The following is a 26,873-nucleotide window of genomic DNA, read 5'->3' on the forward strand; positions in this document are numbered from 1 at the left end:
GCCGCACGCTGTCGGATGCCCAACCATGAGCAGTGGTCAAAACTCCGGCGGACTGATGTCCAGTGCCGGACTCGTGCGCTATTTCGACGCTGAAGACCGGAACGCCATTCGCATCGACCCCAAAACGGTCGTCGCGTTCGGCGTTCTCTTCGGTGTTCTCATCATGGTACTGAACGTCCTCGCGATATAAACGAGCCTCTTTTCCCGACGTACTTCCAACTCCGGTTATGAGTCTCAACGCTGGCGTTATCGCCGTTCAGGGCGACGTGAGCGAGCACGCCGACGCGATTCGTCGGGCCGCCACCGCCCACGGAGAGACGGCCGAAGTCACCGAAATTCGTCAATCGGGCATCGTGCCCAATTGTGATTTGCTCTGTATGCCCGGCGGCGAATCGACCGCCATTTCCCGTCTGCTTCGATCGGAAGGCATCGCGTCCGAGATACAGGCGCACGTCGAAGCGGGAAACCCCGTCCTCGCAACCTGTGCCGGTCTCATCGTCGCCGCAGCGGATGCTGGCGACGACCGCGTGGAAAACCTCGGCTTGCTGGACGTGACCGTCGAACGCAACGCCTTTGGGCGACAAAGGGACAGCTTCGAGGCCCCGCTCGACGTAACAGGTCTCGACGACCCCTTCCCATCCGTCTTCATTCGAGCGCCGCTCATCAGCGACGTTGGCGATGCCGACGTTCTCGCGGAATGGGATGGGAGACCCGTTGCGGTACGGAATGGTCCAGTTGTCGGTACGTCGTTCCACCCGGAACTGACGCCGGACAGTCGGATTCATGGACTCGCGTTCTTCCGCGACTGACAACGGTCCGTTCCATTCTGTACGGCAGTGAGCAAGAGTTTTTGGCGCTGGACCGCTTCGGTTCGGTCATGGACGTTTCAATCGATTCGGTGCGCGTCGCCGCGACTGGTGACGGTCCACTTCCAGTCGTCGTACTCGCGCCGGACGACGCCGATGGCGTGCTCCCCATTTTTATTCGATTCGAGGAGGGCATCAGCATTGCCCGCGGGATGGAAGCCGAGGATATCGGACGACCGTTGACACACGACCTTCTGCTCGATGTGATGGAGGAACTCGGTGGGCGTGTCGAACGAGTCGTGGTGAGTGAACTCGAAGACAACACGTACATCGCGGACCTCCACATCCAGACCCCTCGCGGGCACGAGGTCATTGATGCCCGACCGAGCGACTCGCTGGCACTCGCATCGCGAACCAACGCACCCATCGAAGTCACTGACGAAGTGTTCCAGCACGGTCAGCAGGAACGCGAACAGTTCGACGATTTGCAGGATATTCGGGAAGTTGCCCAGATCGGATCATGAGTGACGTCATGGACGACCTCTTCGCCGTTATCGAGGACAGAAAGGAAACGCTCCCGGAGGATTCCTACACCGCATCGCTGTTCACTCACGAGAAGGGGCAGAACGCTGTTCTAGAAAAGCTCGGCGAGGAGACGACGGAACTCGTCCTCGCCGCGAAGGATAACGATCACGAGGAAATCGCCCACGAAAGTGCGGACATCGTCTACCATCTGCTCGTCCTGCTCGCGATGAAGGACATGGATTTGGCGGATTTGCGGGCCGAGTTGGCCGAACGGCGGTAACGTACGGGACTCGTCACCGGGTGGGTTCGTCGTTCGCCGGGACGGCCACAGTCCCCAAGACCTCTCGCGTATTCGCCTCATATTGCATGACGACTGCGATAACGAAAGACGACGAAGGGAAGCGTGTCGTAGAGGCGGACGGAGCGGAAATCGGCGTCGTTGCGGACGTTCGCCACGGAACGGCTCACGTCGAAGCAGAACCGAGCGTGGTCGAAAAGATGAAGCAGGAACTCAGTGCGGGCGGAAGCGACGAAAACACGTACGCACTCTCCGAAGATGCTATCGAGAAAATCGAGGACGATAGGGTCGTATTGCAGACCCGCGGCTAAGCGGTTTGGTCCAAAAAAACCTCGTGTACCCCTACCCGAGGTAACTGAACAGTGAGACTCAATTGATATATACTTTGTGTGTGGGAATGTAACGTAATGACATAAACGGCCTGCACAAGTAGGTAAGAACTAAACGAAATGAGAACGATACAGAAACAATACAGTATGGAACCACTGCCGAAAGCCAGTGAAATCCCCGCCGGATGGGAGCAGTCCCCCATCCGCGGCGACGAAATCGAACTCGAACATCAAAACGGAACGATCGCGGTAAAGGCGGTACGTACGACGAGCGCGGACGAGTGGGAACTCGAGATGGAGGACAGCATCAGCAACCAATACACGACGATTCGACCGGTGGGGCAGGCTGATACCCGGGAACAGGCGGTAATCGCACTCCTGGCACTTGCCGAGGCTGTCAACGACCTTCGTAATCAGCGGGGGGATGTCCGCCCGGACGACATCGTTCGGGAAGTAAAACGCGGCCAACGAATCCCTGTGTAGTCAGTTCGGCTCAGACGATTTTGCGCGCGATTTCCGCCGTTTCTTCCGCGGTTTCTCCGAGAATGTACGTGATGGGCTCGATACCGTAGCTCCCGGTGTGATAGAGAACTGTTGCATCGGGTTTTTCATCGAGGGCCGTCCCGAGCGTTTCATCGAGCGTGTCGTACGTGGCATCGAACTCCGCGGTTTCGTATCCCAACGCTTCGAGTCGGCTGATGATATCGGGGTCGTACCTGACGTTGAGTGCGGCATGGGCCCCAACGCCGTTGTCTCGCGCCGAGAGGAGGATGGAAGCGACGTGTTCGCTGACGCCGAACTCGGGGTCGGCCGGAATCGTTGCCCGTCCTTTCACATCGAAGATACGTCCTGGAATGCCTGCAACGTCGTCGATACCGTCCGCATCGGGTAAACACTCACACAGGTTCGACCCGACTGCGGGGATGAGCGACGAAAAGCCGCTGGTCTGCTCGACGACGCGTACTGCTCGGCGCATCGAGGTGAGAACACGTTCCGTCGCACGGAGTTCGTCTTCTGGGTCGTGGATGTTGAAATCGCCGCCGTGACCCTCCAACTTCGGCATCGATTCCTCGTGGAGTTGTGCGATGAGGTCGCGGTCTTCGAGTCGTCGGATGAGTACTTCCACCTCCACGAGGGCCTGCACTTGGCTCATGCTTCCCGTCGCGAGTCCCTCGCCGATTTCATCCACGAGGCGGACGACGCGTTCGTCGTCACGAATACGGTCGTTTTGTGCCACCTCGCCGTGGGCATACTTCGAAACGGCGCTCTGACTGATACCGAGCGCGTCAGCAACCTCGCTCTGTGTCAACCCACGCTCACGGAGTTCCTCTGCGAGCATCGAGCGAAACGTCGGGAGGAACTCCTCGACGACGATCTCCTCGGCGAACTTCACGTACCTCCACCTCCGAAATCCTGTTCCCCACCGAACTCGTGGTCGCTTCCGATTCGGGACGCCTGTGGGCCGTCTTGGTCCTGATATTTCGACCCACGTTCCGACCCGTACGGTCGTTCCGACGGGTTCTTGAGTTCGGTAAAGATGAGCTGTGAGATTCGTGTGTCGGGTTTCAGTGCGACGGGTGCCGTTCCGAGGTTCGACAGTTCGAGAGTGATTTGGCCGCGATAACCCGGATCGACGACTCCCGCAGTCGCGTGGACGACGACCGCCAGTCGCCCCAGTGAGGACCTGCCTTCCACGTGTGCCAACAGGTCCGCCGGAATCTCGACGCGCTCTTTCGTCGTCCCGAGTACGAAATCGCCGGGATGGAGGATGAACTCGTCGCCTTCTTCCACCACGGTTTCATCGACGTAACTATCGACTTCGCCTTCGCTATCCGGATGGATACACGGGATGTTCGTGCGCTGGAATTCGAGGAACTCCTTCCCGAGACGGAGGTCGATACTCGCCGGTTGAATCTGAAGGTCGGGTTCGTCTATCGGTTCGACGACCAGTGACCCTGACTCCAAACGACGGCGAATATCGGCATCGGAGAGTATCATGTCGGTAGAACGGTCGGGGGTAAGTAAAGAAGGTTCGGTCGTCATGCGTTGCCGAAAACTATCATTAGAATTATACTAATGCGATACCCCTGCTGCCGCATTCGTCCTACGGACGAGGATCGAGTGGCCAGCGTTTTGTCTCACCACCACCACGACCGAGTATGAAACAGGCCATCGTCGCCCGTACCGATATCGGAATGGGGCGGGGAAAGCTCGCAGCACAGGTCGCCCACGCATCTCTGTCCGCGTACGAGGAGACGGGACGGAAAGCACGAAAACGATGGAAGGGAGAGGGGCAAAAGAAAGTCGTGTTGAAAGCCAGCGGCGAAAAAGCGATCTTCCAACTGGCCGAAAAGGCGCGGGCGGAGGGGCTTCCACACGCCGTGATCCGGGATGCTGGGCACACGCAACTCGACCCCGGGACGGTAACTGCGTTGGCGGTCGGTCCTGCGGACGACGACCTCGTCGACCGGGTCACTGGAGACCTTTCTTTGTACTGATGGTTGCTCCCGTCAAAATACCAAATTCGAAATGTTTTAGCGAGTCGATTGCCCATTCTCTCGATGAAGAACGTCCCATGTTAACAACCATCTTATGAAGTCGGTAATGGACGAGCTGACTGTTCATTCAGTCCTCGATATGCTTCCGGACGTGTTCTATGCCTACGATACCAGCGGGTCGCTCGTCGAATGGAACAGGCGCCTCACTGAACTGTCCGGCTACGATGACGACGAAATCGAGGGGATGCATCCCCTCGATTTCGTGCCCGAGGAGGACGAGGATATGATTCTGGATGCCATCGACTCTGTCCTTACGAATGGTCATGTCGAGACACGTCAATCCGCGCTCGTGACGAGAAACGGGGAAAAAATTCCGTTCGAATTCAATGCGAGACAGATCTCCGATGCGAATGGAACCGTTCGCGGGTTCGTCGGTGTTGGGAGGAATATTTCCGATCGCCGACGGCGAGAGCGGGAGCTTCGCCGCGAGCGGGACCGGACACGACAGATATTCGAAACGAGTCCGATCGGAATCGTCATCTTTGACGCCGAAGCCACACCCATCGAAGTGAACGACCGTGCCAGTGAGATCCTTGGGATGTCGAAGTCGGAGATCGCCAACCGATCATATGAGAGTTGGAATCTCCTCGGCAGCGACGGTAATCCGGTGTCTGACGACGAACGACCGGTCGCTGCGGCAGTTCGTACCGGAAAACCGACGTATGACATGACCTACGGCATCGACCGACCGACCGGTGATCGTGTGTGGTTGTCCGTCAACACCGCGCCGATTTTCGACGCCGATGGTGACGTCGTGGAAGTCATCACTTCGATCGCCGATATCACCGAACAACGAAATCGCGAGCGTGAACTTCGCCGACAACGCGATGAACTGGGGACATTCAACCGTATCAACGAAATCGTCCGCGAGGTAACTCACGCGCTCGTCTCGGCCGCGACTCGTGAGGAGATCGAACAAACCGTCTGTGAGAGGCTCGCTGCTTCCGAGCTGTATCAGTTCGCGTGGGTTGGCGAATACGATGTCGTCGAAGAGGGTCTCGTCTCTCGAACGAGTGCTGGCGACGACGAGGGATACCATGAAATCATAACCCGGCGAATCGGTTCCGACCAGGAACGCCCCGCCGAGACAGCGCTTCGAACGGGGGACTCCTTCGTTACTCGCGATATCTCGAAGGAACCCTCACTCCCTGCAGAACTCCGCTCGGAAGGGGTTAATCGTGGAATTCACTCGGGAATCGCGGTACCGCTTTCGTACGGCCAAACGACCTACGGCGTTCTCGTCGTCTATGCGAGTCGCACCGACGCGTTCAGTGAGAGGGAGGCCGACGGATTCGAAGCCCTCGGCGAACTCGTCGGGTTCGCGATCAACGCCACTGAGAGCAAGAAACTCCTGACAACGGGATCGATAGTCGAGCTGGAGTTCGACGTTGCGGACGAAGACGCGCTGCTGGTTCCCCTCTCCCGTCGAGCGGACTGTACGTTCGTCCTCGAAGGGACGGTCCCGACGTCCGATGGCCAGCTTCTCTACTACCTCCGTACCGAGGGGTCGTCACCGGAACGAGTTGCGGAAGTCGCGAATACGTTTTCGAAGGTAGAAGACGCACGAGTCATCTCCTCACACGATGACACGGGACTGCTCGTGTTGTCCATCTCCGAATCACTCGTCCAACTGTTCGTGGAAATCGGCGCGAAGGTACGAACTGCTCGCGCACAAAAAGGGGAAGAGCACCTCGTCGTGGAAGTCGCACAGGATACCGATATCCGTACGCTGATAGACTCTGTTCAGTCGTCACATCCGGACGTGGAACTCGTCGCTAAACGGGAAGTCGAACCGACGGAGGAAGGGCAGAGTGCGTTTCGAGAGTCGTTTTCGGCGGACCTCACGTCCCGGCAACGCGCCGCGTTCCGTGCGGCGTATCTCGCCGGATACTACGACTGGCCACGTGGAAGTACGGCCGAAGACGTTGCAGACACCATGGAAATCGCACCTGCCACGCTCCATCAGCATCTTCGGAAGGCAGAGGGTAAATTGGCGTCTGCGTTTTTCGGCGACGACCGGGCCTGAAACGGTGGTTTTGTCGGTCGGGCCGTGTGTCTACCAACGCACGTAGGTACACAGTACTTGCCTACAACGCCCCATTACAGAGTCGATGAGTGAGAGACAGGCAAAGCTAGAAACACAAGCACGACTATCGGGCAGTGATACCGCCCTTTCACCCGAACTACTGTTCGATATTCTCGGCAGTCAACACCGCCGGTTCGTCCTGTCGAACCTCTCCAACGAATCGACTCCGATTCCGATCGATGATCTCGCGTACCGTCTCGCTGCATGGGAGGCAGGCACCACGGTCGCTGATGTATCCACGGAGATCGCGGAGGATATCGAAATACTGCTGTATCACGTTCACCTGCCGAAAATGGCGGATTCGGACCTCGTAACATACGATTCAGGGGATGGGGTCGTTTCACCTGGCAACGGTATCGAGTCAGCGACGGACTGTCTCGAACTCGCGGAATTTTAATCCCGTCCGGTTCATTCTCCGGACGAATGCGCGAGGCACATCCCATCGAAACGGCGGTCGGTATGAACTACTACGTTAGCGACGCCGCGGGAGTTGGCGGCCACCTCCGTGACACTGACGAAGATTTTCGCGTTCGGGAAATAGAGCGATTCGACGTCGAACCGCTCGACGCTGACCCAGGTTCGTACCCTCACCTCGTCGTCCGAGCAACCCTGCGAGGATGGGATACGAACGACTTCGCCAAACGGTTGTCCAGTAAACTGGCCATCAGTAGGGAGCGCGTCTCGTGGGCGGGGACGAAGGACAAGTACGCCGTGACGACCCAACTGTTCAGCCTTCGAAAGGTCACTCCCGACGAGCTGCCAGCAATTCGGAATGCCGACATCGAACCGCTCGGACGGTCGGGGCGGGCACTCCAGTTCGGCGACCTCGCGGGGAACGAGTTCGAAATCGTCGTCTCGAATCCCGACCGACCCGAAAACGCCGACGAAATCGCCGGCGAACTGCGGGAGTTCGCTGGCTCCCCGGACGGCGTCGCGGTGCCGAACTTTTTCGGCCAGCAGCGCTTCGGTAGTTTGCGCCCAATCACGCACGAAGTCGGTCTGCACATCGTCCGCGGCGAGTGGGAGGAGGCAGTCATGGCCTACGTCGGCAATCCGTTCGAGACGGAACCCGAAGACACTCAGTCCGCCCGAAACCGTGTCGAGGAAGTCGCACCCGACTGGGATGCCGTCCTCGACGCGCTTCCGAGACGACTCGGATTCGAGCGCTCGATGGCCCATCGACTCGTGGAAAACGGTGGCACGGAGCCGGAGGACTTCCGTGACGCGCTGGAATCACTTCCGACCAATCTTCAGCGACTGCTCGTGAACGCGGCCCAGTCGTACGTCTTCAACCAAATCCTCAGTGAACGTTTGGAACGCGGGCTTCCGTTCGACAAACCCGTCGCTGGCGACGTGGTTTGTTTCGCCGAAGAAGTTGATGGCTTCCTGCTGCCGGATATGGGCCGAGAACAGAACGTGACCGAAAAGCGCGTGAAAACCATCGAACGTCACTGCGAGCGTGGTCGAGCGTTCGTCACTGCACCCCTCGTCGGCACGGAAACCGAACTCGCTGACGGTGAACAAGGTGATATCGAGCGCGAGGTACTGGCGGACCTCGGCCTCGAACCGGCCGATTTCAACTCGCCAGGTGAGTTTTACTCGACCGGTACCCGCCGTGCGATTCTGGTTCGCACCGACTGCACCGTTGGACACGACCCCCTGTCGTTCGAATTTTCGCTCCCTTCGGGGTCGTACGCCACGGTCTTTTTGCGGGAGTTCCTGAAAGCGGACCCACTCGATATGGGGTAGATTTCGACTGGAACAGCTTACGACCTTTTCGCCGGAATCGTTCTGCCGAGGAGGAACGCTGGGACGCCGAACAGGGTTACGGCGACCAGAATGACGCCGACGAAGAGGAGCGAATAGAAGAGGTCGAGCGGCGACCCGACGGACGTGATCGGTCTCATCATCGCGAGCGCGCCCGCCAGAACCGTTGGCGGAAGGGCAATAGCGACTCTCCGGTATCTCGGGTCGCTAATGGCGTAGCCCACGACTGCCATCGAGAGCAGAAAGAGGGTGGAGAATGCGGCCAACAGCAAATCGTTGACAGCGTAGTAGTTCACCGCGAGCAGTCGAGGGACGAGGTAACTATCGACGACGATAGCACTGACGAACATCACCGCCATTCCTGTTCCCCACGCGAGGAGGACGCCGCCCGCAACGCGGGGGAGCGTCGGACGAAGGTCAGCGAAGGTCAGGAGTGCCAGTACGGTATAGGCTCCGCCAGCGATGACCATATGTGTGGGAAAGTTTGCCCAGTTTGCCATTTGCACAACGCCGAAGAGAAGCATGAGGACGCCAAGTGCGGTGACGGTTCCCGCAAGCCATTTTGCCGTCCGCTCATCTCGCTTCACGGTTTTTCCGCTGAGCCAGACGACCCCGAGGAGGAAGACCAGCAAGGAGACTGAGGGCAGAAGAACGTTGACCAGCAAATTCTGAATCACGTCGTCTGTCAGCGTTTCCGAGACCGACACAAAACTCCACGCTTCCCCGACCAAACCGCCTGACTGTGTGAACGTAACGAACGGGCCATCACCCGCATCGTCGGTAAAGGAAGTCAACACCAACCTGTTTCCGCGCACCGAGCGAAGCGACGGTGCGCGCGTAACGTGGGTTCCTGACGGCCCGACAACGGTCATCTCGTCGGCACCTAATCCGGAGAACTTTTTGCTCCCCTCGTCACGGAAGCCATCGAATCTGAGAGTGCCACCGCGTGTTTCGATGACCTGTTCGTCGCTCCGATACCGGAGGACGACAGTGTCGTTCCCGACGATTTCGGCCGAGAGGTAGGTTATATCGCTGTATCCTTCCGCATCACGAGCGATTTCGGTGAATGCGTATTCGTTTTCCCGGAAGAACGTTGCTGCCCGTTCGCTCGTCAGCCGATTTCTGACCGTCCAAATCGCGGTTTCGTTCTCGTAGACGTGAACCGTTACCGTGCTGTACTCGACATCTGTTGCTGTCTCGTTTTCGAGTTGGTTCTTTTCACCGTACCACATTGCCGTCTCACTGAATCCGGAACCGCACGGTTCGCAGACTGTTTGTGGCGGGCGACCGGCCATCGCTGGCGTCACTACCAGCAAGACAAGGACGAGGAGAGCAATCGTTCGAAGGCGGGAACGTGCCATATCTGGAATCATTTCTAATCAGATATGTTTGTTTCCCCTCACGCAGTTTCCACGAACGCGAAACGCCGAGATTAAACGCGACGATTGGAAAGTGACGTCTATGGAGTGTCGGCAGTGTGCGTCCCCGCTCGAACGTCCCGGCGACTACTGCCTCGTCTGCCGGACGCACAACGCCGACACGGTGGTGCTTTCGCTCGACCGCGACCACGCGGAGTTGACGATGTTGTCGGAAGACGTGGTGGTCGGAAAAACGGACGTGCGGACGACGCCCGAGAACGGTGATGCGGAGGTGGTCGAACTCCGTAACTTCGCGGGTCGAATCGCGGACGAGATTCGGCGAAAACGCCCCGAGGAAGTGTTTGCGGCGGGCGAGCGCGACGTGATTCGGGCGGTTCGCGCGCACCTTCACCACGATTTCTATCGGGTCGGAGCGGAGAACCCCGTCGAAGACGTGCTTTCGCGGCGAGGTGAGCGTTCGCTAGAAGTCGTCCAAACCGACCCCGCAGACAAACTCGGTGGGTCACACACCACGCTCATCGGCAACCGCGATGGCATGCGCGTGATTCAAGAAGTCGCCTGCCACCCGCACGTCAAAAAAATCATACCCGGCCCGATCAGTGCGGGTGGTGCGAGTTCGGACTCCGGTGTTCGCGCCAAAGCCACCCGAGCGGACGAAAACGGGAACGTTAGACTCCTGCTCCGAGATGGTTCGAGCGTCCAGGAAAACCGCGTCGTTACTACCGCGATGGACAGGGAACTCGGCGAGCGTATCCGCGACGACCTGAACGAAGCACTCGGGGAGACCGGGTTCCGATAGCCGGATGCTGTGGGCTCGCCGAGCTTACCCCGTATCACTTCATTCGAGCCCCAGGGCTTTTGGGGCTGGCTAATTAGATGTAATTACATGGCCACACGCTACGACGCGGTCCTCGCGGCGATTCCGACGCTATCGGGCGGTGGATATGTGGCAGGGCAGTTCACGACGTTTCCGCTGACGGTGCTCGGACTGCTCGGCGCAGTGCTGGTTATCGGGTACGCGTTGGCCCGACCGCCGGTCTGAACTCAAAGGCTTTATCTGTCCTCTCGGGTAATTCTCCGGTACTATGGCCGAAGACTCTAAATCACGAACCGGCAGTGCCGGTCGGTTCGGCGCGCGATACGGTCGCGTCGCCCGCAAGCGTATCTCCGAAATCGAAGCGGACATGAACGAGAACCACACCTGCCCGGACTGCGGTAACGACACCGTCGACCGGAAAGGAACGGGTATCTGGGCCTGCGGCCGCTGTGGCTACACGTTCGCTGGCGGTACCTACCGCCCGCAGACGCCCGCCGGAGAGACCGTCAAACGTTCCATCCGTGCCGCACTCGCTGACGAAGAATGAGCTACAAATGCTCGCGTTGTAAGCGGGATGTCGAACTGGACGAGTACGGCGGCGTTCGCTGTCCGTACTGCGGCCACCGCGTCCTGTTGAAGGAGCGGAGCAGGGACGTCAAGGAAGTTCACGTCCGATAGCCCCGTGTCACACGACGCGCGTTTCGATTTCGAATACGAATCCACAGAGCGTGCACTGCTGATTTTCCGGAGCGTCGAACAAGAAATCGGTAAAATCGACGACGAACGCTCACGAACGACCGTGAAAATGGATGGGTGTACGGTCGTCATTCACGTTTCTGCGGACGACCTCGTTGCCCTCCGTGCCGCGATGAATACGTGGCAAACGCTCGCCGGTGTCGCGGAGCGAGTGTCGGCGGTCGGCGACTCGTCCCCTATCGGTCAGTGACCTCAGTTCGGTTTTCGCCAGGATATCGTACCGATCGCGCCAGCCACCGCGACCAACGGTTGCGAAAGACGATACGGGCGACTCCGGCGACCGTCAGTCGTCCCTCCATTCGTATCCATCCCCGACGTCGGACAATATCCCTTCATCGCGCCAGGTTTCGACCACCGCTTCGAGCCCCTCCCGATAGGTCGGGAATCGAGGTTCCCAATCGAACGTTTCGCGGAATCGCTCGTTCGATGTCGGAGCCGAGTTCGTCAGGAGACGGACCGACGATTTGCCGACGATCGGGCGCGCCAGCCATCCCGGGATCCGTCGCGGTTCGGGGGCATCGAGTCGGTCGGCGAAGGACCGGAGGAAGGTCGAAAGCGTCACCGGTCGGTCGTCGGTGACGTGCCAGATCCCGGTCGGGTTCGATTCGCTCGCCGTCGTGAACGCTCTCGCTGCGTCTTCGACGTGCACTATCGAGAGCATTGCATCCCGTCGTCCGAGGAGACCGCCGCCGAGAATCGGGTATTTTCCGTCCAATAGTCCGGAACCCATCTGACGGGTGTGTGTCGATTCGGGCGCGTAAAACCAGCCACACCGGAGGATTCCGACCTCGAACCCGTGTTTCTTCCCCCCTTTCCGGACGACCCGCTCCGCGTCGAGTGCGGACCGCGTCACCCGGTTCGGGTTCGGCGGTGCGTTCTCGTCGTACGGCGACCCGTCCGGCCTGCGGGCCAACCACGTGATGCTCTGTTGGAGGAGTCGGTCGGCACCGACTTGGTTCGCGACGGAAACGAGGTTTCGCGCCCCCTCAACGCGCACCCGGTCGTTCAGCACCCACTCCTCGTCCGTCGGTTTCGTGCCGGTCGGAATCGCGGTCGCGGCGTGGATGAGTACGTCACAGTCCGCTGCCGTGTCGATGAGCGATTCGCGGTCGAGGACGTCGCCGCGACGTGGCTCTCCCCCGCACTCGTCGACGACTTCGTCGCCTCGTGCATCCCGCGTGAGACCGACGACCGAATGATTTCGCCCGGTGAGTTGCTCGACGAGTCTGCGACCGAGGACGCCGGTCGCTCCTGCGACGAAGACGTTCATACATATTCGATAGGTATGGATGTCGATAGGTGTTCTGCCGCAGCACGTTGGTTACTCTATGCGAATCGTGGCTCGAGGAGGCAACCGACGAAGCAACGAGTTTTCGAATCCGACTACCCTTCCCGAATCGACTGTTCGACGGCGACCGCGGTGGTGTCGATCAGCGTCGTTCCATCGTCACTCCACGGCTTCCGACCTCCTGCGACGGACCGAAGCACGGTTAGTCGCGAACACGCTCGAACCGCGCACTCGAGAGCGATTCAACCCACTCAAACCCGACAACAGCCGATTACGTCCTCGGGCGCGTGTTCAGCTAAAAGAGTGGCTTTTTCCGTCCTGACCACGAGGTTGTCCATATGCAGGGCAATCTTCCACCGGAAGCACAGGAGAAACTCGAGCAACTGCAAGACCTTCAGGACACGGCACAGCAGGTCGCCGTGCAGAAGAATCAGGCCGAGACCCAACTGACCGAAGCGAAGAACGCGCTCGACGAACTCGAAGACATCGACGAGGACACGACGATGTTCCGAGAAGTCGGCGAACTGTTCGTCAAGACGGATTTCGACGAAGCGCAGTCCGACCTCGACGACAAGGTTGACAGCCTCGAAATCCGCGTCGAGACGCTCGAAAAACAGGAGAGCCGCGTGCAAGAGCAGTTCGAGTCGCTTCAGACCGAACTCCAAAGCATGCTTGGTGGCGGCGGTGCAGGACCATCCGGACCGTCCGGACCTGGCGGCGCTGGCGGCGCGTAAGCGATGGTAGACGACGAAGCAGTCGTCCAAACTGCCGCGGAGGCAGCCGAGGACGTGATTTTCTCGCGTATCAAGCAGTCCCAAGTGAAGGACTTCGACGTGACTGTCACGTTCGAAGAGGGCGTCCTCGACGTGGATGTGTACGTCAACGCCCCGAACGCGAATCGGGATGAAGAAAAGGTCGCAAACGATGCGGCGCTGGCAGCCCGCGCGTCGGTGGACGAACTGTTCGCCGAAGAATCGGCGTAGGGTTCGTCCGTTCCTTGCTCGTGCAAGGAAAATGATTATGCCATTTTAGCCACTTCAAATTATCCGTGACGAGTCATCAGTCACTGGCCTGCGAGGAGGACGACCGCCCTCAATGGCGGAATCGACGCGCTTTCCTCGCGTCGTGAGACAGCGTTCCTTCGGGCTGATCCGCCCACCCGATTCCCAGCGGGACAACCGATGGCCGGGTTTGTTTCCACGGGCGAACCGGTACGCACCGAGCAGTGAAACGCCCTCCCGAGTTGGAGTAGGCGAGGACCTGCATCATCGACGTACGCCGGGACACGCCGAACATGATGACCCGAAAACCCTCGATGGAGACATCGGGGGGGAGTAGGTCAGCGTGCAGTCGTCACACACGGAGAATTGGTCTGTCACACCTGATCCAGCGGTTTCCGGGGCGATTTCAGGGCTTTCACACTTTCCGGGCGGTTACGGTTTTTGGGGCCTCTTCATGGAGTTATCCGCGGTTGTGGAGAAAACCACGAGCACGAGGAGGGTGAGTGCGAGTGTGGTGAGCCACGGTACCGGCAGTTCGAGGGAAAGGAAGGAGGGGCCTCTTTCACAAGCGTGACTTGTGCCGAGCAGTGTCCGTATCGACGATCCAACCTCTATCCACTTCTGTCGGACCGGATTCGACCACCTTCGGTGATTGCTCTCCGGATATTCACTCTCGAACCTGGAGGTTGCCGTGGGCACGGAACACTCCTTCCGGATCGTATTTTGCCTTTATTTGTGCGAGTTTCTCCGCGTGCTCCCCGAACGGAACTCCAGAGGGGTCCTCCTCGAGGCCGGGGAAATTGACGTATTGGCCGTGCGCTTCGGGATGCTTGCGCATCTGTGCGATACTATCGCGAACCCATTCCACTGCGACCTCGGTTTGCCGGGGGTCGTCCCAGTTCGCCTCGAAGTTGAGTCCGTACGGCACGTCACGATATGGGAAGGCCGTTTCGTCCTCATCGACACGGGCGACTGCGCCCCCTCCTTGCCAGATATCGATGGTCGAGAGCGGCACCGGACACCGTTCGGCACAGGCGATAATGCTCTCGATGACGTCGTCGTTCAGGTCTTCAAGATAGAGCGATTTCCAGTAGTACAGGCGTCCGTGCGGGTAATCCTCGTCCAGCAACGACTGGAGTTCGACATACGGTATCGTGCCGCTGAAATCCACGATCGGGTCGGCAAACTCCCGAATCGGACGAAGTGCCTCGGTTCCTTCCTCCGGGTCGTCGGAATAACACCCGAGGAAGGCGATGGCTGGGTCTCCCCACGACGTTTCCGGGAACTCCTCCAGTTCCGGTACCCACGCGCAGAACGGAACGAGGCTCACTTCGTCCGGGGCGTCCTCCGAATACTCCCGGAAGAATTCGAGGGCTTCCATCGTCCGCTCTCCTTCGTGCCAGACGAAACACATCGCGACCTTCGGGCCGACTGGGTGACAGTCGTACTCGAAGGCGGTGACGACGCCGAAGTTTCCGCCGCCGCCGCGAAGCGCCCAAAGTAGGTCTTCATGGTCGTCCTCGCTCGCCGTAATGAACTCCCCGTCAGCAGTCACGACGTCCGCGGAGACGAGGTTGTCGCACGACAACCCGTACTTTCGGCGGACGTGTCCCATACCGCCACCCATCGTTAACCCCGCGATACCTGTATCGGAGACGACGCCGCCGGGGACGGCCAACCCGAACAGTTGTGTCTCCCGATCCACGTCTCCCCACGTGGCCCCCGCTCCGGCACGGACGCGCCGGGAGTCGGGGTCGACCTGTACCCAGTTCATGTGTTCGAGGTCGATAACCAGTCCATCATCCACGGTCGCCCGTCCCGAAACGCCGTGTCCGCCGCCCCGAACCGCGATTGGAAGGTCGAATTCCCGAGCGTATCGCACCGCTGTCTGCACGTCCGCAACTCCCTCACACCGGGCGACCATCGCCGGTCGTCGGTTTATCATTCCGTTCCACACCCGTCGTGCGTCGTCGTACACGTCCCCGTCTTCCGGAGTTACGAGATCGCCTTTCAGTTCCGATTCGAGCCTCTCGACTGGCGAATCGACTGTCTCTGTTGCCATGGTCCCCCACCAAGTGACTGTTAAACTGGCACGTCGATAAACGCGACTGTGAAATCGGCGGACAGTTTCACGCGAGGAAAAAGATGAGAATGCTGATGGACATCACCGCGAGAATGACCGCCCCCGCGAGTGCGCCACCCATGGCGATGAGCGCATTGGCGTGACTCGCTAACGTCTCCGTTCGGTCGTTGCCAAATACGGTTACTTCGGCGTACTCGCTCTCCATGCCGCTCTCGACCGGTTCGAGGTCGTCGGTCGCCTCATCGACCAGTCGATTCACGAGCGAGACGAGTTCGTCGTGGTCGATAGCACTCCCGACCTGATTCGAGGATTCGACCATATTCACGATGTGTGTGTCCGTGGTCATCACTTCGACCTCGTCGGCTTCGACAGCCGAGACGATGCGGTCCCGGAGCCCGGGTTCCATGTTGTTCCCGTCCACGAGCACGTAGGCAGTATGCTGTCCTGCGACTTCGAACACGGCGACTCGGATTCCGAGCGGACCAATTCCCTCCGCGGGCGTCCACTCGGTTTCATCCCACGCGATACCGAGACAGGGGTTATCACACTTCGCATTCTTGAGATCGGCACCCGCGGCCTTCGCAGCCTGAATCATCTGGAACGAGCGTTCGCTCCCGGGGTAGACGTGGCCGAGGTCGTCGCCTTGAAGCCCGTTGTTACAGTTGTGGGCATCGACGAGCATTACGTCGTCGAGCCCGTTCGACCGGGCCTCCGCGGCGGCAGCGAGGCCCACGGAGTATTCCACGTCATCAGCAAATTCGGGGGAGTACGTGGCGGCGAGCAGTGCGTCGTCGCCGAACCCCTGTCCGACGATCTTCGCGTCGCCGTTCTGCGTTCGGACGCTCTGGGTCGCGGTATTGCTGTATTCGATCCGCTCGTAGGCCGTGTTTGCGGCTTCGAGGATCGTGTCCACTTCGCGTTCGGTGACGAGATTGAAATCGTGCCCGGCGGTGGCGTGTGGTGGAAACGCGAGTCCGTCTGCTTGACTCGCCACGCGCCGGGGGAGGTTGCCGCCGCCGATCTCACCCATCGGTCCGGGGTGTATCATTGGCAAGACGAACCGGGCTTTTTCGCTTTCACCATCGGTTCGAAACGAGAGGACGGTGATGGGAACCATTGCCTTTTGGCCCATCTGCTCGAAAAAGTCCTCCAGTTCACGGGTACCTTCGGCGATGTGGCCGATGAAACCACGGACGAAATCGAGCACGCTGACGCCGAGACTGCGCCGCCACGGACGGTCGATGACGATGAGGAACCCGTATACTCCAAGCGCGTACACCCCACTGACGAGGGCGAGGAGGATGAAATCTCGCGGTGCGATAACACCCGCGAGCTCAGGTGGTGCTTTGTTCCCCCGAGCGAGCACGTTTTGCACGAGCGGGCCGCCGACTTCGAGGACGCGAATCGTCTCGCTGTAGATGAAAAAGAGGATCGCGGCGGTTCCGGTCTGGATGCTCGCGGAGATCGCCGAGATGAGAAACGAGGTCCGAGAGACGGCCATCACGACGAGAAGACGGAGCGCGAAGACGGACGCGAGGCTGACGAGTAGCATGTCGAAGACGAACTGCTGGCCGATCCACGTGAAGGCGGCGATGATCCCGGCGAGGGTCATCACTGCGACGACGATGATTTCACACGTCAACGCCAGCAGTGACGACCGATTGTACGTCAACTGGCCGCCGAGACGGCGGTCGACCGGCGTTGTTAGCACGCTCGCCACGACCGTCGGAATCCCGATGAAAAACACACCCTCCCACGCGTCCTGAAGGATGTACTGGGAGTCGAATGCCCCGATACCCGCGAGAGCGGCGATGAGAAGCGCGAACGTGACGCTTGCGTACCATCGCGGTGCGCGGAAGATGTAGCGGGACAGGCTCGCCAGGTCGCTCTGGGTCGCTGTCATTGCCAGAAACGCTACGCCGTGAAGAGTTAAAAGATACTACTCACAGATGGTGCGGAAGTTTTCGAACACTTCCTCACCCTCGTCCGTATGCGCGACTTCAGGATGCCATTGGACGCCGTACAGGTCTCGGTCGGTGTCACTCATGGCTTCGATACCGCAAACGTCGCTCGTACCGGTTCGTTCGAATCCGGTGGGGACTTCCTTGACTTCGTCGGCGTGGCTGGCCCACACGCGAGTTTCGGGCGCGAGCGACCCGACGAGCGGGTCTCCATCCTCCGTGATTTCGACCGTCACGTCGGCGTAGCCGCCGTATTCGCCACCGCCGACCTCACCGTCGAGAACGTGTGCCATCACTTGCATACCGAGACAGATGCCGAGGACCGGAATGTCGAGGTCGAGATACTCTGCACTGTTTCCGATGTCATCCATCGACGGGCCGCCCGAGAGAACGAGGCCGTCTGCGTCGATGTCTTCCGGCGGCGTGTCGTTGTCGATGAGGTCGGTTTCGATGCCCATGTCACGGAGCGCGCGATGCTCGAGGTGCGTGAACTGGCCGTGGTTGTCCACGACGAGGATTTTCGTCATTGGAGGGCGATATGGAGGGGACGAATAAAAACGCCTCGTCACCGGCGCGCGACGACGGCCCCGCCCAACAGGATGAGTGCAAGCGCGACTGCACCCAGTTCGGGATGGTCGAACAACACGTCAGAACCCGGGAGTGCGTCCGGAACGCGTGTCCCGGTCTCCCTCTGTTGGCTATCCTTCGTTTGGTCGTCCCCGTCCCTCCCGTCGTGAAGCGTCCCATCGGTATCGGAACTCGTCGCCTTCGTCACTCGCACGGTCACGTTTGCGCTGGCGGTACTGTTTTCGCTATCGACGACCGTCACGTTCGCTGTCCGCGTTCCGACTGTTCGGTAGGTGTGGGTCGTTGTCGGTTTAGCAGTCGTGTCGTCGGTGGTTCCATCGTCGTCGAAGTCCCAGCGATATTCCGAAATGTCGCCATCCGGGTCGCTCGTTTCACTCGCGTCGAAAGTAATCCGCTGTCCCACCGTGGACGAACTGGCCGTGGAAAGGCGTGCACTGGGTGGTGAGCCGCATCCTCCAGGTCGGATGGTCACTGATTCACCCATATCGAGTTGCGTCTCTGTCGGGTTGCGAACGCTCCCCGAGAGAAACGCCCACGAGGTGACCGGTTCCGATTCGAATCGGGAGTCATACAGGGTCGCTTCTTCGTTCCACGCCGGTGAGACGGTGATGTCGAAGTCACCCGAGACACCGCGGAAGACGGCACCATCGACTCGCGAACCGGTCCATGTCCAGTCGATGCGGTTTCGTGACCAGCGGTCGTCTCGTCCTTCGTACGTGTCGTCCATCAGTATCCACTGCCCGGCTTCGGGAAGGCCATCGAAACCGAACGAGGCAGTACTCATCGGCAGTTTGTCGCCGGTTCGTTCCTTTCGTAACCGGTCGTGAAGCACGACGAGGCTCACCGTGCCGTCGGGGGCCTCGTAGAGGAACATCGTGCTCCCGTTCTCTCGGGTGACCGACCCCGGTGCGAACGAACTGTACGACCAGTCGCTCGGCTCCGTGTATGGGTTTCGGTAGTCGTAGAACGAAACGACGTCTTCGCTTCCCTGAATCGGTGTGACCGCGACACAGGTATCGCCTTGCTGGACGGTATAGGTGTCGTGCTCCGACGCTGGCGTGTCCGGAAGGGTGTCGCCGGGCAATCCGGGCGGTGGGAGGGCGGTAGCGATGCCAAACGTCGAACAGACGAGTATGCCGAGGAGGAGGGCGGTCAGTGCAGTACGATTACTCATCGTTCTGCAACCGTCCTCCCGTGGCTTTGTTATGCCCCCCTTGTGATTTTTCGCCCGTTCTTCAGGCACCGCTTTCTTCGAGCCCGAAATCGGATTCACGAAAGTACACAGCCCAGCAACTACTGGAAGCGTGGCGATGCCCCACGTGAGGCGAACGTAGATGCCGACCGTCTCGCGTCGGCAATATCAGCGCTCCGCGACCGATCACTCGTCCGCGAGCAGTTCGGGCAGGTCGTCGATGGAGTCGATGACCGCCGCTGCCCCGGCATCCTCGTATTTCCGTCTGCCCTCTTCCCCCGTCAGACCGCCAGTCAAAACGCCGACGCCGAAGTAGTCGCGCTCGGAATCGGCATCCGCCGCGTTCGTCGCGGTTCGAACGTCGTCCAGCGTGTCGCCGACGAAGACGATTCGGTCGGCGTCGAATCGCTCCGCGAGCGTCATCAGCGCGCGTGGATGTGGTTTGCCTTCCTCCCAGTCGTCCATGGTAAATCGATGCTCGTCGGCCACGTCCAGTTCGACGCGGGCGAGCGCGATGTCGGCCTCTGCGGATGGCCTACCGGTGACGATACCGACCGGATAGGATTTTGTGAGTTCGGTAATCGTCTCGAAGTGTGCCAGCACCGGTTCGTCGTTGATGTAGCCTCGTGTATCGAGAGTTGGCGCCGCATCTTCGAGATCGGCGTACAGGTCCCCCCCGAGGTAGAGTTGCTGAAACACCGCGCGCAGTCGATTCGGGTCCCACTCTTCGAGAACAGTGGAGAGAGAATCTTCCGACAGCGAATCGGCCACGAATTGCTCCGCGGCGTCGAGGCCGCCCCCTGCCTCCGCGATTTGATCGGTAAACTCCTCGATCGAGTGGTCGAGTCCGTCACGCGAGGCGAGGACGTACAGCGCCGCGGCATACGTGAGTTCCCAATCGTTGTTGAACCCACCCGCGTCTTTGAAGGCTTGTACGTCCGCTTTCGGGATGGTTTCGTCGTACACGTGCGAGACGGACTCCACGATGGCGCGTCGGTACGAATCCGCAACGTCTACGAGTACTCCGTCGATGTCCAGCACGACAGCGTCCGCGTCCATGTGGTTGGCTTCGTTTCCGGCGGTATGGGTCTACCGAATCGACTATGGTCATCGCGCGTGATTGTTGGTCCATGGAATACGACGAACTCCAGCAACTCTACGGTCACGCCGAATATTACTGGGGAACGGAGCCGAACGGATTGGCCCAGACGGTTCTGGAGTTCGCCCCCGAACGGCAAGCCCCTGCCGCAATCGATATCGGTGCCGGAGAAGGCCGCGATGCGGTGTATCTCGCCGAACAGGGGTACGGTGTCCTCGCGGTGGATTTGACTCCCAACGGACTCGAAAAAGCCGAGCAACTTGCGGAGAAGCGCGATGTGGTCATCCAGACACGCGAGGCGGACGTAAACGACCTCTCGTTCCCGGCGATGGACGTGGTGTACTCCTGCGGTACGCTCCAGTATCTCCGCCCGGAGAACCGCAGAAGGCAGTTCGAACAGTTCAAAACCTCGACGACTGACGGCGGGATTCACGTCTTGTTCGCGTTCGTGAACCATCCAGACATCCCGACAGCACCCGACTGGGGGGACAACGAGTACTTTCACGAACAGGGTGAACTCCGGAGTTACTACGACGATTGGGAAGTCATGGACGAAGACGCGTTCGTGTTCGACGACGATTCCGGCGGCGAACCACACCAACACGCCGCGGAGACGATAGTTGCACAGAAGCCGGAAGCGTAGACGACTCACGGGATTTTTCACTCGTGTTTCTCGATGCGAGTTCGACCCCAGCGATAATCCGATTCGAATCGGAAATACAGTCAATAAATTTGGATGATATTACGGTATTAATTAAATGGAGGCCATCTGTTTGAGTGCAGATGGAAGAATTTACCCTCCAGGTGACCGGCATGAGTTGCAAGAGTTGTGAAAGTATGGTTCGTGACGCCGTCACCGGCCTCCGTGGCGTCAGCAGTGTCGCCCCCGATGCACAGTCCAACGAAGTCACCATCCGGGGAGAACCCGACACGGCCGACCGAGTTCGGCAAGCGATAATCGAACTCGGCTACGATGCCGAGGCATAGAGCGATACGACCCTCATTGAACACCGCGGACACGAACACCGCGCCTGACAGGCGTTTTTATCCGAGAAACAGTCCGGCGATTGCCGCGGCGACTCCACAAACCATCATCAACCCGCCGATGACCGGCGCGCCTCCCGCCATGTTTTCCTCGGCGTTAGGGTCGTGCTACATCTCGGTGTGGCTTCCGGCGAGTTGGTTCCACAGGCCCTTTGAATTCCATCGGATGTAGAACCTCCGAGTATGAGAAGGAGGCTACCATCGATGAACATGACATTCATATCGACGAATTACTGTGCGTAGAATTTTATGTCTCGGCTGTATTCGACCAACCAATCCGGTGCAACGCCATTCTCGGGACGTGAGAACATTCTTCTATTCTTTTTATTTACCAACATGAACGATGGTGTATGCGACGCAGTTCCCTCCAAACGCTCGTCCTCGTCGGGGTACTCGTGATTGCTGGCTGTCTCGGAGTAACCTCCACAGAGCCACCTGCATCGCCCTCCACGAGCGCCGAACCGGAAGCCACGATGGGCATCCATGCGAACACGTCCTACTACGGTTTCAAAAACACGGAGCCGAACACGACGTACGAAGTGACCGTCACCGTCACACACGCCCCGATTTCGGCGTACTCCGTCACCTACGTGCGGAACGGGACGGTGACCACACGAACCTTCGAGGCGAGGGTTCCCGCCAACGTCACGGACGAACTCACCGTCGAACCGGAAGGGGATAGTATCGCCTCACAGACCTACACCGTCAAACCGGAGTCGAACATCGTCATCCGTCTCGACGGGATGCCCGAGGATGCGGCCCTATTGACGACGTATCGTGTCGAAGGCGAGCGATTCCTGCGTGGACACGGGGCGCTCGAAAACGGCTGTTCTCAGTCGAAACTTCGTGCCTACACGATAGTCGAGGAGGAATCGGTCACAAACGCGGGCTGTGGGGCGCTCGCCGGCGAACTGTCAAAAAACGTAACCACGTACTACACACTGCAACCGACCGAAACCACTTCATAGATGCCATCTTTCGATATTTTCCGACTCACTCCCGGGCCCAAAACAGCGTTTCCCCGGAAATCGTCTCCCGACGCACTGGAACCGAGGGTTGGTCGCCGCCGAGCGTGGTAAAGACGAAGGCGGAGTCATACTCCTTCGCCACCAAGAGAGCGGACCGATGGAGTTCCGGTGGAATGTTCAGCGCGTAAAGGAGGTCCGTATCCTGATACAATGTAGAATCCGGATTCGTCACGTCGTCGAGGACGAACCGAACGTCCGTCGGCACCTTTCGAGGCCGAATGTCAGTAGCGGTGACATCGGTTCCTGCATCGGCGAGCGCGCCCGCCACATCCGGACGATTGCCGATTCCGATTTCGACAGCGGACTGGTAATCGGCAAGACGGGCAACGATTTCATCGCGAGTATCCGGGTTCACGGCGGGATGTTTATGGGGCGTCCCACCATAGGGGTTGCTATGTTGATTGACATCGTCCCCGTGGGGGACGTGACGGGACGGGTCAAACGCGAGGCCTCTTCGGCACTGCGGCGGATTTACGACTGCGACGTGATGGTTCACGAGCGACAGGAAATCCCCGCTGGGTCACACGACCCGAACCGCGATCAACACCGCGCGGAGGATTTCATCGAACTGGCAAGTCGTGTCGGAACGGGGGAAAAAAACATCGCCATCACGCCACAGGACCTCTTCTATCGCAGACGAAACTACGTGTTCGGACTCGCCTACCTCGACGGCCGGGGAAGCGTCATCTCTACCTATCGACTGCAACCCGCCGCTGACGGGCTCTCTTCCGACGGTGGCATTACGACCAAACCCGTCGATGAAGTGTTTTCGGACCGTGTTCGAAAGGAGGTCGTTCACGAAATCGGTCACACGATGGGGCTCGAACACTGCGACAACAGTCGCTGTGTCATGAACTTCTCGCCGACCGTCCGCGAGGTGGACGTGAAAGAGGAGAACCTCTGTGGCACCTGCCAGCGTCAGGTGTTGTAAACGCGGACGAGTCTCGATTCCGCGCTTCGAAGATTCGCCGACCGCCATCCTTCGATACGGCGTTTATATCTGCTTCCCTGCCGACGAGTTCCATCTCCAGCGTACTGCCGCTGATGGACGTTCCAACGAAAAGCGCTACCGCCATCGCTCCACTCCCGCCCCAACGAGCGCGAGCAGTCCAAGGAGGAGGACGAACGACTGCTCCGCGAGACTGTCCGGCGCGACGTATTTCGCCATCGAAACCGCCCACGACCCGCGTTCACGGACGACGGAGGCATCTTCTGTCCGAGATGGAATCGCTGCTTGGCTTGCTGTCGGCCCGTCGCTGCCTTCACCCGGCAGTCGGTCTGCTTCGTAGGGAAGCGACCCGGTTTCGACGGCCCAGACGATTTCGCCGTTTTCGTCCACCTCGACGACACGGTCGTTGTACGAATCCGTGACGAGCGTATGACCGTTCGAGAGGCGGTCCGCGTCCCGTGGCCAGTCGAATATCGCGCTACCTCCGTATTCCCAGACGATGTTCCCGTCTCGAATTTCGAGCACGCGGTCGTTTTCACTGTCCGCCACGAGCAGCGTCTCGCCGAGTGTATCGGGATTGTGTTGCTCGTGGAGGATCTCGCCGCGCTCCGAAAACGAATCCGGACCGACGACCGGTTCGACTCGAATCGAATCCGTGGCTCGGTTCGAATTTTCGTTCACGTGCAAATCGATCACCGTATCGAAGTTGCGGAGGCTCACCCGGAACACGCCCGGCCCGACCCTGTCAACGTCGTTGGCGTGTGTCCAGTCGCCTTCCGGCCCCATCTCGGACGGTCGGTCGTAGCGGTCGGTCGCGTTCCACTGCCAGACGATCCCTTTCGAGCGGTTCACGGCGAACACACGGTCGTTGCCCATATCCACCAACACCCACCGATCTTCCCCGTTTACGGTATAATGGTCGGCGTCGTGCAGTTCGTGAGCGTGAAGTTTCGCGTCGAACCACGCATATTCCCAGATCGTTTCGTTGGTCCCCTTGTCCACCACGCGGAGCGCGTTTCTGACGCAGTTTTCGTGGCCGTCGTCGCGGAATCGAACCGGGCACTCCCCGTCCGGGAGCTCATCGGCCACCGCGATTTGGACGCGGTTCTCCCCGAGCGCTTCCACGTCGAACACGTCGTCTGTCTTCGCGTACTCCCAGACGACGTCCCCCTCCGGAGTTACCTCGATGGCCCGTCCTTCGGATTCGTACCCCTGAAGCGCGATGAGCGTGTTGTTTACGGGACGCTCTCCGTCCGTCGTGGGACGCGGTTGGTCAGGGGCGGTAAACGCGCCGACCCCGGCAGTAGCGAACAACACGACCGCAAGGAGGGCGAACAGGTTCGCGCGGTTGTCGGAGCGGGAAAACCACGCGGCAAGCGTCGGAATCACGATCAATCGGTTTGTCGGCTCCGAAAAAAGATGATTCGGTTCCCGATTCGGCGCCCGAGTTCGCTCCCCGCTCGTAACATCGCTGCAGATGCCCTTCGGATCGAAAAGTGAACCGTCGTCAGCTGTAGTAGTACTCGCCGTCGCTCTTCTGTTTGCGGTCGAGTTGGCTGCCGGGCTTGTTGATACGCGGCCGACCCACGTTCTCGTCCCGACGGAAGGTGATGTCGAGGTTGGCGAGGAAATCGTTCATGCCGTCGCGCATCCCCTTCGGCCGTCCGGCGTGACCGTGTTCCGCGGGCTCGCCGTCGAACACCATCAGGCGGTCGGAGAGAAGGTCGATCATGTAGATGTCGTGGTCGATGACCAGCACCGTGGCGTCCTGCATCTCGGCGTAGCGTCGAATCGCTCGCGTCGCCCTGACGCGCTGTTCGACGTCGAGGTACGCCGAAGGTTCGTCCAGCAGATAGAGGTCCGCGTCCTTCGACAGACAGGCCGCGATGGCGACCCGCTGGCGTTCGCCGCCGGAGAGGTCGGTCAGGTTCTGCTCCATAATACGGTCGAGTTGGAGGGGCTGTGCGATTTCGGTGTTCCAGTAGGAGGAGCCGAAATCGTCCGAAAGTGACGAGAGGAACACGTCGACGCGCATCGGTTGGTCGATTTCGATGTACTGTGGCTTGTAGGAGATGTCGAGGTTGAGGTCCACGTCGCCCTCGTCCGGGTCCAGTCGTCCGGCGAGCAGCTTGGCGAACGTCGATTTACCGATCCCGTTCGGACCGACGATGCCGAGCACTTCGTTTTCGTGAATCGTTCCGCCGTCGACATCGAGCGAGAACTCGCCCTCGCCGTAGGATTTCGTGAGGTCGGGATACTCAACGAGCGCGTCGGCGGTCTTCGTCTCGCGCGGCGCGTGTTCGTCGAACTCGATGGCGTTCGGGCGAATCCGCATGTTCTCGTTGTTGAGATACCCCGCGAGATATTCGTTGATACCGTTTCGAACCGATTTCGGCGTCGTGATAACACCGTATGCCCCCGGTTCGCCGTACGCGACGTGGAGGTTGTCGGCGACCAGATCGAGGATCGCGAGGTCGTGTTCGACCACGAGCATCGAGCGACCCTGTTCGTTCGCCATCTCCTGAATCAGTCGCGCGACTTTGACGCGCTGGCTGATGTCGAGGTACGGCGTGATTTCGTCGAGGAAGTAGAAGTCGGCGTCGCGGGCGAGTGCGGCAACCAGCGCCACGCGCTGGAGTTCCCCGCCGGAGAGGCTATCGATGTCCTGTTCGACCACGTGCTCGATCTCGAGCCGTTCCAACAGGTCGTCGAGAACACCGCGTTCGTCGGTTCGAGAGAGCAGATCGGCCGTGCTCCCGTCGAAGCGATTCGGAATCTTATCGACGTACTGTGGCTTGCGTGCCACGGTCACGTCGCCAGCCCGCACGTCTTCGAGGTAGTTCTGGAGCTCCGTTCCACGATATCGGTCGAGGACGGCATCCCACCCCGGCGGGTCTTCGAACTGGCCGAGGTTCGGCGCGAGCTCCCCTGCGAGAATCTTCACCGCGGTCGTCTTCCCGCTCCCGTTCGGACCGAGAATACCGGTGACCTGCCCCTCTTGTGGAACCGGCAGTCCGTAGAGCGAGAAGGCGTTCTCGCCGTAGCGGTGGGCCGGGTCGTCCTGGAGCTCCTGCGGGAGGTTGATGATCTCTATCGCGTCGAACGGACATTTCTCGACACAGATACCACACGTTTCGCCGAGGCAGATTTCCTCACTGATGTGTATCTGGTCCGGTTGTCCCTCCTCGGTGTCTTCGCCGCGAAGCGTGATGCACTCCTTTCCGGTCCGGTTCGGCGGGCAGTAGTTCTTACATTCGTAGTTGCATCGGTCGGGCGAACAGCGCTCCAAATCGACGACGGCAATGCTGTCGTCCGCCAT

General features: G+C 59.7%; 34 protein-coding genes. 22 read left to right on the forward strand and 12 right to left on the reverse strand.

The genetic code is table 11. From position 1 onward, the window contains the following. Positions 1-25 precede the first annotated feature (25 nt). The 6 genes from OOF89_RS07835 to OOF89_RS07860 all read left to right on the forward strand — a co-directional run bounded on the left by OOF89_RS07835 (position 26) and on the right by OOF89_RS07860 (position 2,441). The gene (locus OOF89_RS07835; RefSeq protein ID WP_266074905.1) at positions 26-190 is read left to right on the forward strand and encodes a preprotein translocase subunit Sec61beta; all 165 of its coding nucleotides are present in this window, start codon (positions 26-28) and stop codon (positions 188-190) included. Between the two features lie 37 nt (positions 191-227). Next, positions 228-809: a pyridoxal 5'-phosphate synthase glutaminase subunit PdxT gene (gene pdxT / locus OOF89_RS07840; RefSeq protein WP_266074906.1), complete on the forward strand. Its 582-nt coding sequence runs from the start codon at positions 228-230 to the stop codon at positions 807-809. 68 nt (positions 810-877) lie between these two features. Further along, positions 878-1,330: a bifunctional nuclease family protein gene (locus OOF89_RS07845; protein ID WP_266074907.1), complete on the forward strand. Its 453-nt coding sequence runs from the start codon at positions 878-880 to the stop codon at positions 1,328-1,330. Continuing rightward, on the forward strand, positions 1,327-1,611 hold the full coding sequence (gene hisE, locus OOF89_RS07850) for a phosphoribosyl-ATP diphosphatase (RefSeq protein WP_266074909.1): 285 nt from the start codon (positions 1,327-1,329) through the stop codon (positions 1,609-1,611). Before OOF89_RS07845 ends, hisE begins: the two co-directional genes overlap by 4 nt. Before the next feature lie 86 nt (positions 1,612-1,697). Next, on the forward strand, positions 1,698-1,940 hold the full coding sequence (locus OOF89_RS07855; protein WP_266074911.1) for a PRC-barrel domain containing protein: 243 nt from the start codon (positions 1,698-1,700) through the stop codon (positions 1,938-1,940). A gap of 165 nt (positions 1,941-2,105) precedes the next feature. Further along, positions 2,106-2,441 carry a hypothetical protein gene (locus OOF89_RS07860; protein WP_266074913.1) on the forward strand — a complete coding sequence of 112 codons (336 nt, stop codon included), beginning with the start codon at positions 2,106-2,108 and terminating at the stop codon, positions 2,439-2,441. Positions 2,442-2,451: 10 nt separating this feature from the next. Here OOF89_RS07860 and OOF89_RS07865 read toward each other — a convergent pair whose 3' ends face one another. Together OOF89_RS07865 and dcd are read right to left on the reverse strand one after the other, a co-directional pair. Further along, entirely contained in the window at positions 2,452-3,351 is a 900-nt protein-coding gene (locus tag OOF89_RS07865) for a thiamine-phosphate synthase family protein (RefSeq protein WP_266074915.1), read from the reverse strand. Beyond that, a complete protein-coding gene (dcd, locus tag OOF89_RS07870; protein ID WP_266074917.1) occupies positions 3,348-3,956 on the reverse strand; it encodes a dCTP deaminase in 609 nt (202 codons plus the stop codon). Before dcd ends, OOF89_RS07865 begins: the two co-directional genes overlap by 4 nt. 161 nt (positions 3,957-4,117) lie before the next feature. On the opposite strand from dcd, the gene pth2 reads away from it, so the two are divergent. The 4 genes from pth2 (at position 4,118) to truD (ending at position 8,351) form a co-directional block, all read left to right on the forward strand. Beyond that, positions 4,118-4,456, forward strand: a complete 339-nt coding sequence (pth2, locus tag OOF89_RS07875) for a peptidyl-tRNA hydrolase Pth2 (RefSeq protein WP_266074919.1) — start codon at positions 4,118-4,120, stop codon at positions 4,454-4,456. A 106-nt stretch (positions 4,457-4,562) separates the two neighbouring features. Then, positions 4,563-6,542, forward strand: a complete 1,980-nt coding sequence (locus OOF89_RS07880) for a bacterio-opsin activator domain-containing protein (RefSeq protein ID WP_266074923.1) — start codon at positions 4,563-4,565, stop codon at positions 6,540-6,542. 85 nt (positions 6,543-6,627) lie between these two features. After that, positions 6,628-6,999 (forward strand): DUF7344 domain-containing protein, encoded by a 372-nt coding sequence (locus OOF89_RS07885; RefSeq protein WP_266074925.1) that lies wholly within the window; start codon positions 6,628-6,630, stop codon positions 6,997-6,999. A gap of 26 nt (positions 7,000-7,025) precedes the next feature. Then, positions 7,026-8,351, forward strand: coding sequence for a tRNA pseudouridine(13) synthase TruD (truD, locus tag OOF89_RS07890; RefSeq protein WP_266074926.1), 1,326 nt, complete (start codon positions 7,026-7,028; stop codon positions 8,349-8,351). A gap of 17 nt (positions 8,352-8,368) precedes the next feature. On the opposite strand, the gene OOF89_RS07895 is transcribed toward truD, so the two are convergent. Next, positions 8,369-9,730 (reverse strand): hypothetical protein, encoded by a 1,362-nt coding sequence (locus OOF89_RS07895; protein ID WP_266074928.1) that lies wholly within the window; start codon positions 9,728-9,730, stop codon positions 8,369-8,371. 100 nt (positions 9,731-9,830) lie between these two features. On the opposite strand from OOF89_RS07895, the gene OOF89_RS07900 reads away from it, so the two are divergent. The 5 genes from OOF89_RS07900 (at position 9,831) to OOF89_RS07920 (ending at position 11,511) form a co-directional block, all read left to right on the forward strand. Beyond that, a complete protein-coding gene (locus OOF89_RS07900; protein WP_266074930.1) occupies positions 9,831-10,547 on the forward strand; it encodes a DUF2103 domain-containing protein in 717 nt (238 codons plus the stop codon). A gap of 87 nt (positions 10,548-10,634) precedes the next feature. Next, a complete protein-coding gene (locus OOF89_RS07905; RefSeq protein WP_266074932.1) occupies positions 10,635-10,790 on the forward strand; it encodes a hypothetical protein in 156 nt (51 codons plus the stop codon). A 43-nt stretch (positions 10,791-10,833) separates the two neighbouring features. Continuing rightward, positions 10,834-11,112 (forward strand): 50S ribosomal protein L37ae, encoded by a 279-nt coding sequence (locus OOF89_RS07910; protein ID WP_266074934.1) that lies wholly within the window; start codon positions 10,834-10,836, stop codon positions 11,110-11,112. Beyond that, the gene (locus tag OOF89_RS07915) at positions 11,109-11,243 is read left to right on the forward strand and encodes a DNA-directed RNA polymerase subunit P (RefSeq protein WP_066144577.1); all 135 of its coding nucleotides are present in this window, start codon (positions 11,109-11,111) and stop codon (positions 11,241-11,243) included. The genes OOF89_RS07910 and OOF89_RS07915 overlap by 4 nt, the downstream gene beginning before the upstream one ends. A gap of 4 nt (positions 11,244-11,247) precedes the next feature. Further along, positions 11,248-11,511: a KEOPS complex subunit Pcc1 gene (locus OOF89_RS07920; protein WP_266074938.1), complete on the forward strand. Its 264-nt coding sequence runs from the start codon at positions 11,248-11,250 to the stop codon at positions 11,509-11,511. A 93-nt stretch (positions 11,512-11,604) separates the two neighbouring features. Here the strand turns inward: OOF89_RS07920 and OOF89_RS07925 are convergent, their stop codons facing one another. Then, the gene (locus OOF89_RS07925; RefSeq protein ID WP_266074940.1) at positions 11,605-12,591 is read right to left on the reverse strand and encodes an NAD-dependent epimerase/dehydratase family protein; all 987 of its coding nucleotides are present in this window, start codon (positions 12,589-12,591) and stop codon (positions 11,605-11,607) included. Between the two features lie 356 nt (positions 12,592-12,947). Here OOF89_RS07925 and OOF89_RS07930 point away from each other — a divergent pair, with 356 nt between their 5' ends. From OOF89_RS07930 to OOF89_RS07940, 3 genes are all read left to right on the forward strand, one after another. Next, positions 12,948-13,343: a prefoldin subunit beta gene (locus tag OOF89_RS07930; protein WP_266074942.1), complete on the forward strand. Its 396-nt coding sequence runs from the start codon at positions 12,948-12,950 to the stop codon at positions 13,341-13,343. 3 nt (positions 13,344-13,346) lie between these two features. Beyond that, entirely contained in the window at positions 13,347-13,592 is a 246-nt protein-coding gene (locus OOF89_RS07935) for a DUF3194 domain-containing protein (protein ID WP_266074945.1), read from the forward strand. Positions 13,593-13,704: 112 nt separating this feature from the next. Then, positions 13,705-13,947: a hypothetical protein gene (locus OOF89_RS07940; RefSeq protein WP_266074947.1), complete on the forward strand. Its 243-nt coding sequence runs from the start codon at positions 13,705-13,707 to the stop codon at positions 13,945-13,947. Between the two features lie 330 nt (positions 13,948-14,277). Here OOF89_RS07940 and OOF89_RS07945 read toward each other — a convergent pair whose 3' ends face one another. The 5 genes from OOF89_RS07945 to OOF89_RS07965 all read right to left on the reverse strand — a co-directional run bounded on the left by OOF89_RS07945 (position 14,278) and on the right by OOF89_RS07965 (position 20,493). Next, on the reverse strand, positions 14,278-15,672 hold the full coding sequence (locus OOF89_RS07945) for an FAD-binding oxidoreductase (protein ID WP_266074949.1): 1,395 nt from the start codon (positions 15,670-15,672) through the stop codon (positions 14,278-14,280). A gap of 67 nt (positions 15,673-15,739) precedes the next feature. Beyond that, the gene (locus tag OOF89_RS07950; RefSeq protein WP_266074951.1) at positions 15,740-17,596 is read right to left on the reverse strand and encodes a DUF2070 family protein; all 1,857 of its coding nucleotides are present in this window, start codon (positions 17,594-17,596) and stop codon (positions 15,740-15,742) included. A gap of 36 nt (positions 17,597-17,632) precedes the next feature. After that, positions 17,633-18,181 (reverse strand): GMP synthase subunit A, encoded by a 549-nt coding sequence (locus tag OOF89_RS07955; protein ID WP_266074953.1) that lies wholly within the window; start codon positions 18,179-18,181, stop codon positions 17,633-17,635. A 38-nt stretch (positions 18,182-18,219) separates the two neighbouring features. Continuing rightward, on the reverse strand, positions 18,220-19,416 hold the full coding sequence (locus OOF89_RS07960; RefSeq protein ID WP_266074958.1) for a PKD domain-containing protein: 1,197 nt from the start codon (positions 19,414-19,416) through the stop codon (positions 18,220-18,222). 204 nt (positions 19,417-19,620) lie between these two features. Further along, positions 19,621-20,493, reverse strand: coding sequence for a TIGR01548 family HAD-type hydrolase (locus OOF89_RS07965; protein ID WP_266074960.1), 873 nt, complete (start codon positions 20,491-20,493; stop codon positions 19,621-19,623). A gap of 71 nt (positions 20,494-20,564) precedes the next feature. On the opposite strand from OOF89_RS07965, the gene OOF89_RS07970 reads away from it, so the two are divergent. From OOF89_RS07970 to OOF89_RS07980, 3 genes are all read left to right on the forward strand, one after another. Next, positions 20,565-21,176, forward strand: coding sequence for a methyltransferase domain-containing protein (locus OOF89_RS07970; RefSeq protein ID WP_266074962.1), 612 nt, complete (start codon positions 20,565-20,567; stop codon positions 21,174-21,176). A 194-nt stretch (positions 21,177-21,370) separates the two neighbouring features. Further along, positions 21,371-21,520 (forward strand): cation transporter, encoded by a 150-nt coding sequence (locus tag OOF89_RS07975; protein ID WP_407661559.1) that lies wholly within the window; start codon positions 21,371-21,373, stop codon positions 21,518-21,520. Positions 21,521-21,927: 407 nt separating this feature from the next. Then, positions 21,928-22,545, forward strand: coding sequence for a hypothetical protein (locus tag OOF89_RS07980; protein ID WP_266074966.1), 618 nt, complete (start codon positions 21,928-21,930; stop codon positions 22,543-22,545). Positions 22,546-22,570: 25 nt separating this feature from the next. Here OOF89_RS07980 and OOF89_RS07985 read toward each other — a convergent pair whose 3' ends face one another. After that, positions 22,571-22,960 (reverse strand): UPF0146 family protein, encoded by a 390-nt coding sequence (locus OOF89_RS07985; protein WP_266074968.1) that lies wholly within the window; start codon positions 22,958-22,960, stop codon positions 22,571-22,573. Positions 22,961-22,999: 39 nt separating this feature from the next. Between OOF89_RS07985 and OOF89_RS07990 the strand changes: the two genes are divergently transcribed. Further along, entirely contained in the window at positions 23,000-23,536 is a 537-nt protein-coding gene (locus tag OOF89_RS07990; RefSeq protein WP_266074970.1) for an archaemetzincin family Zn-dependent metalloprotease, read from the forward strand. 135 nt (positions 23,537-23,671) lie between these two features. Here the strand turns inward: OOF89_RS07990 and OOF89_RS07995 are convergent, their stop codons facing one another. Further along, positions 23,672-24,943, reverse strand: a complete 1,272-nt coding sequence (locus OOF89_RS07995) for a hypothetical protein (protein ID WP_266074971.1) — start codon at positions 24,941-24,943, stop codon at positions 23,672-23,674. A 118-nt stretch (positions 24,944-25,061) separates the two neighbouring features. Next, the gene (locus OOF89_RS08000) at positions 25,062-26,873 is read right to left on the reverse strand and encodes a ribosome biogenesis/translation initiation ATPase RLI (protein ID WP_266074972.1); all 1,812 of its coding nucleotides are present in this window, start codon (positions 26,871-26,873) and stop codon (positions 25,062-25,064) included.

Source organism: Haladaptatus caseinilyticus, from assembly GCF_026248685.1.
Taxonomy (GTDB): domain Archaea; phylum Halobacteriota; class Halobacteria; order Halobacteriales; family Haladaptataceae; genus Haladaptatus; species Haladaptatus caseinilyticus.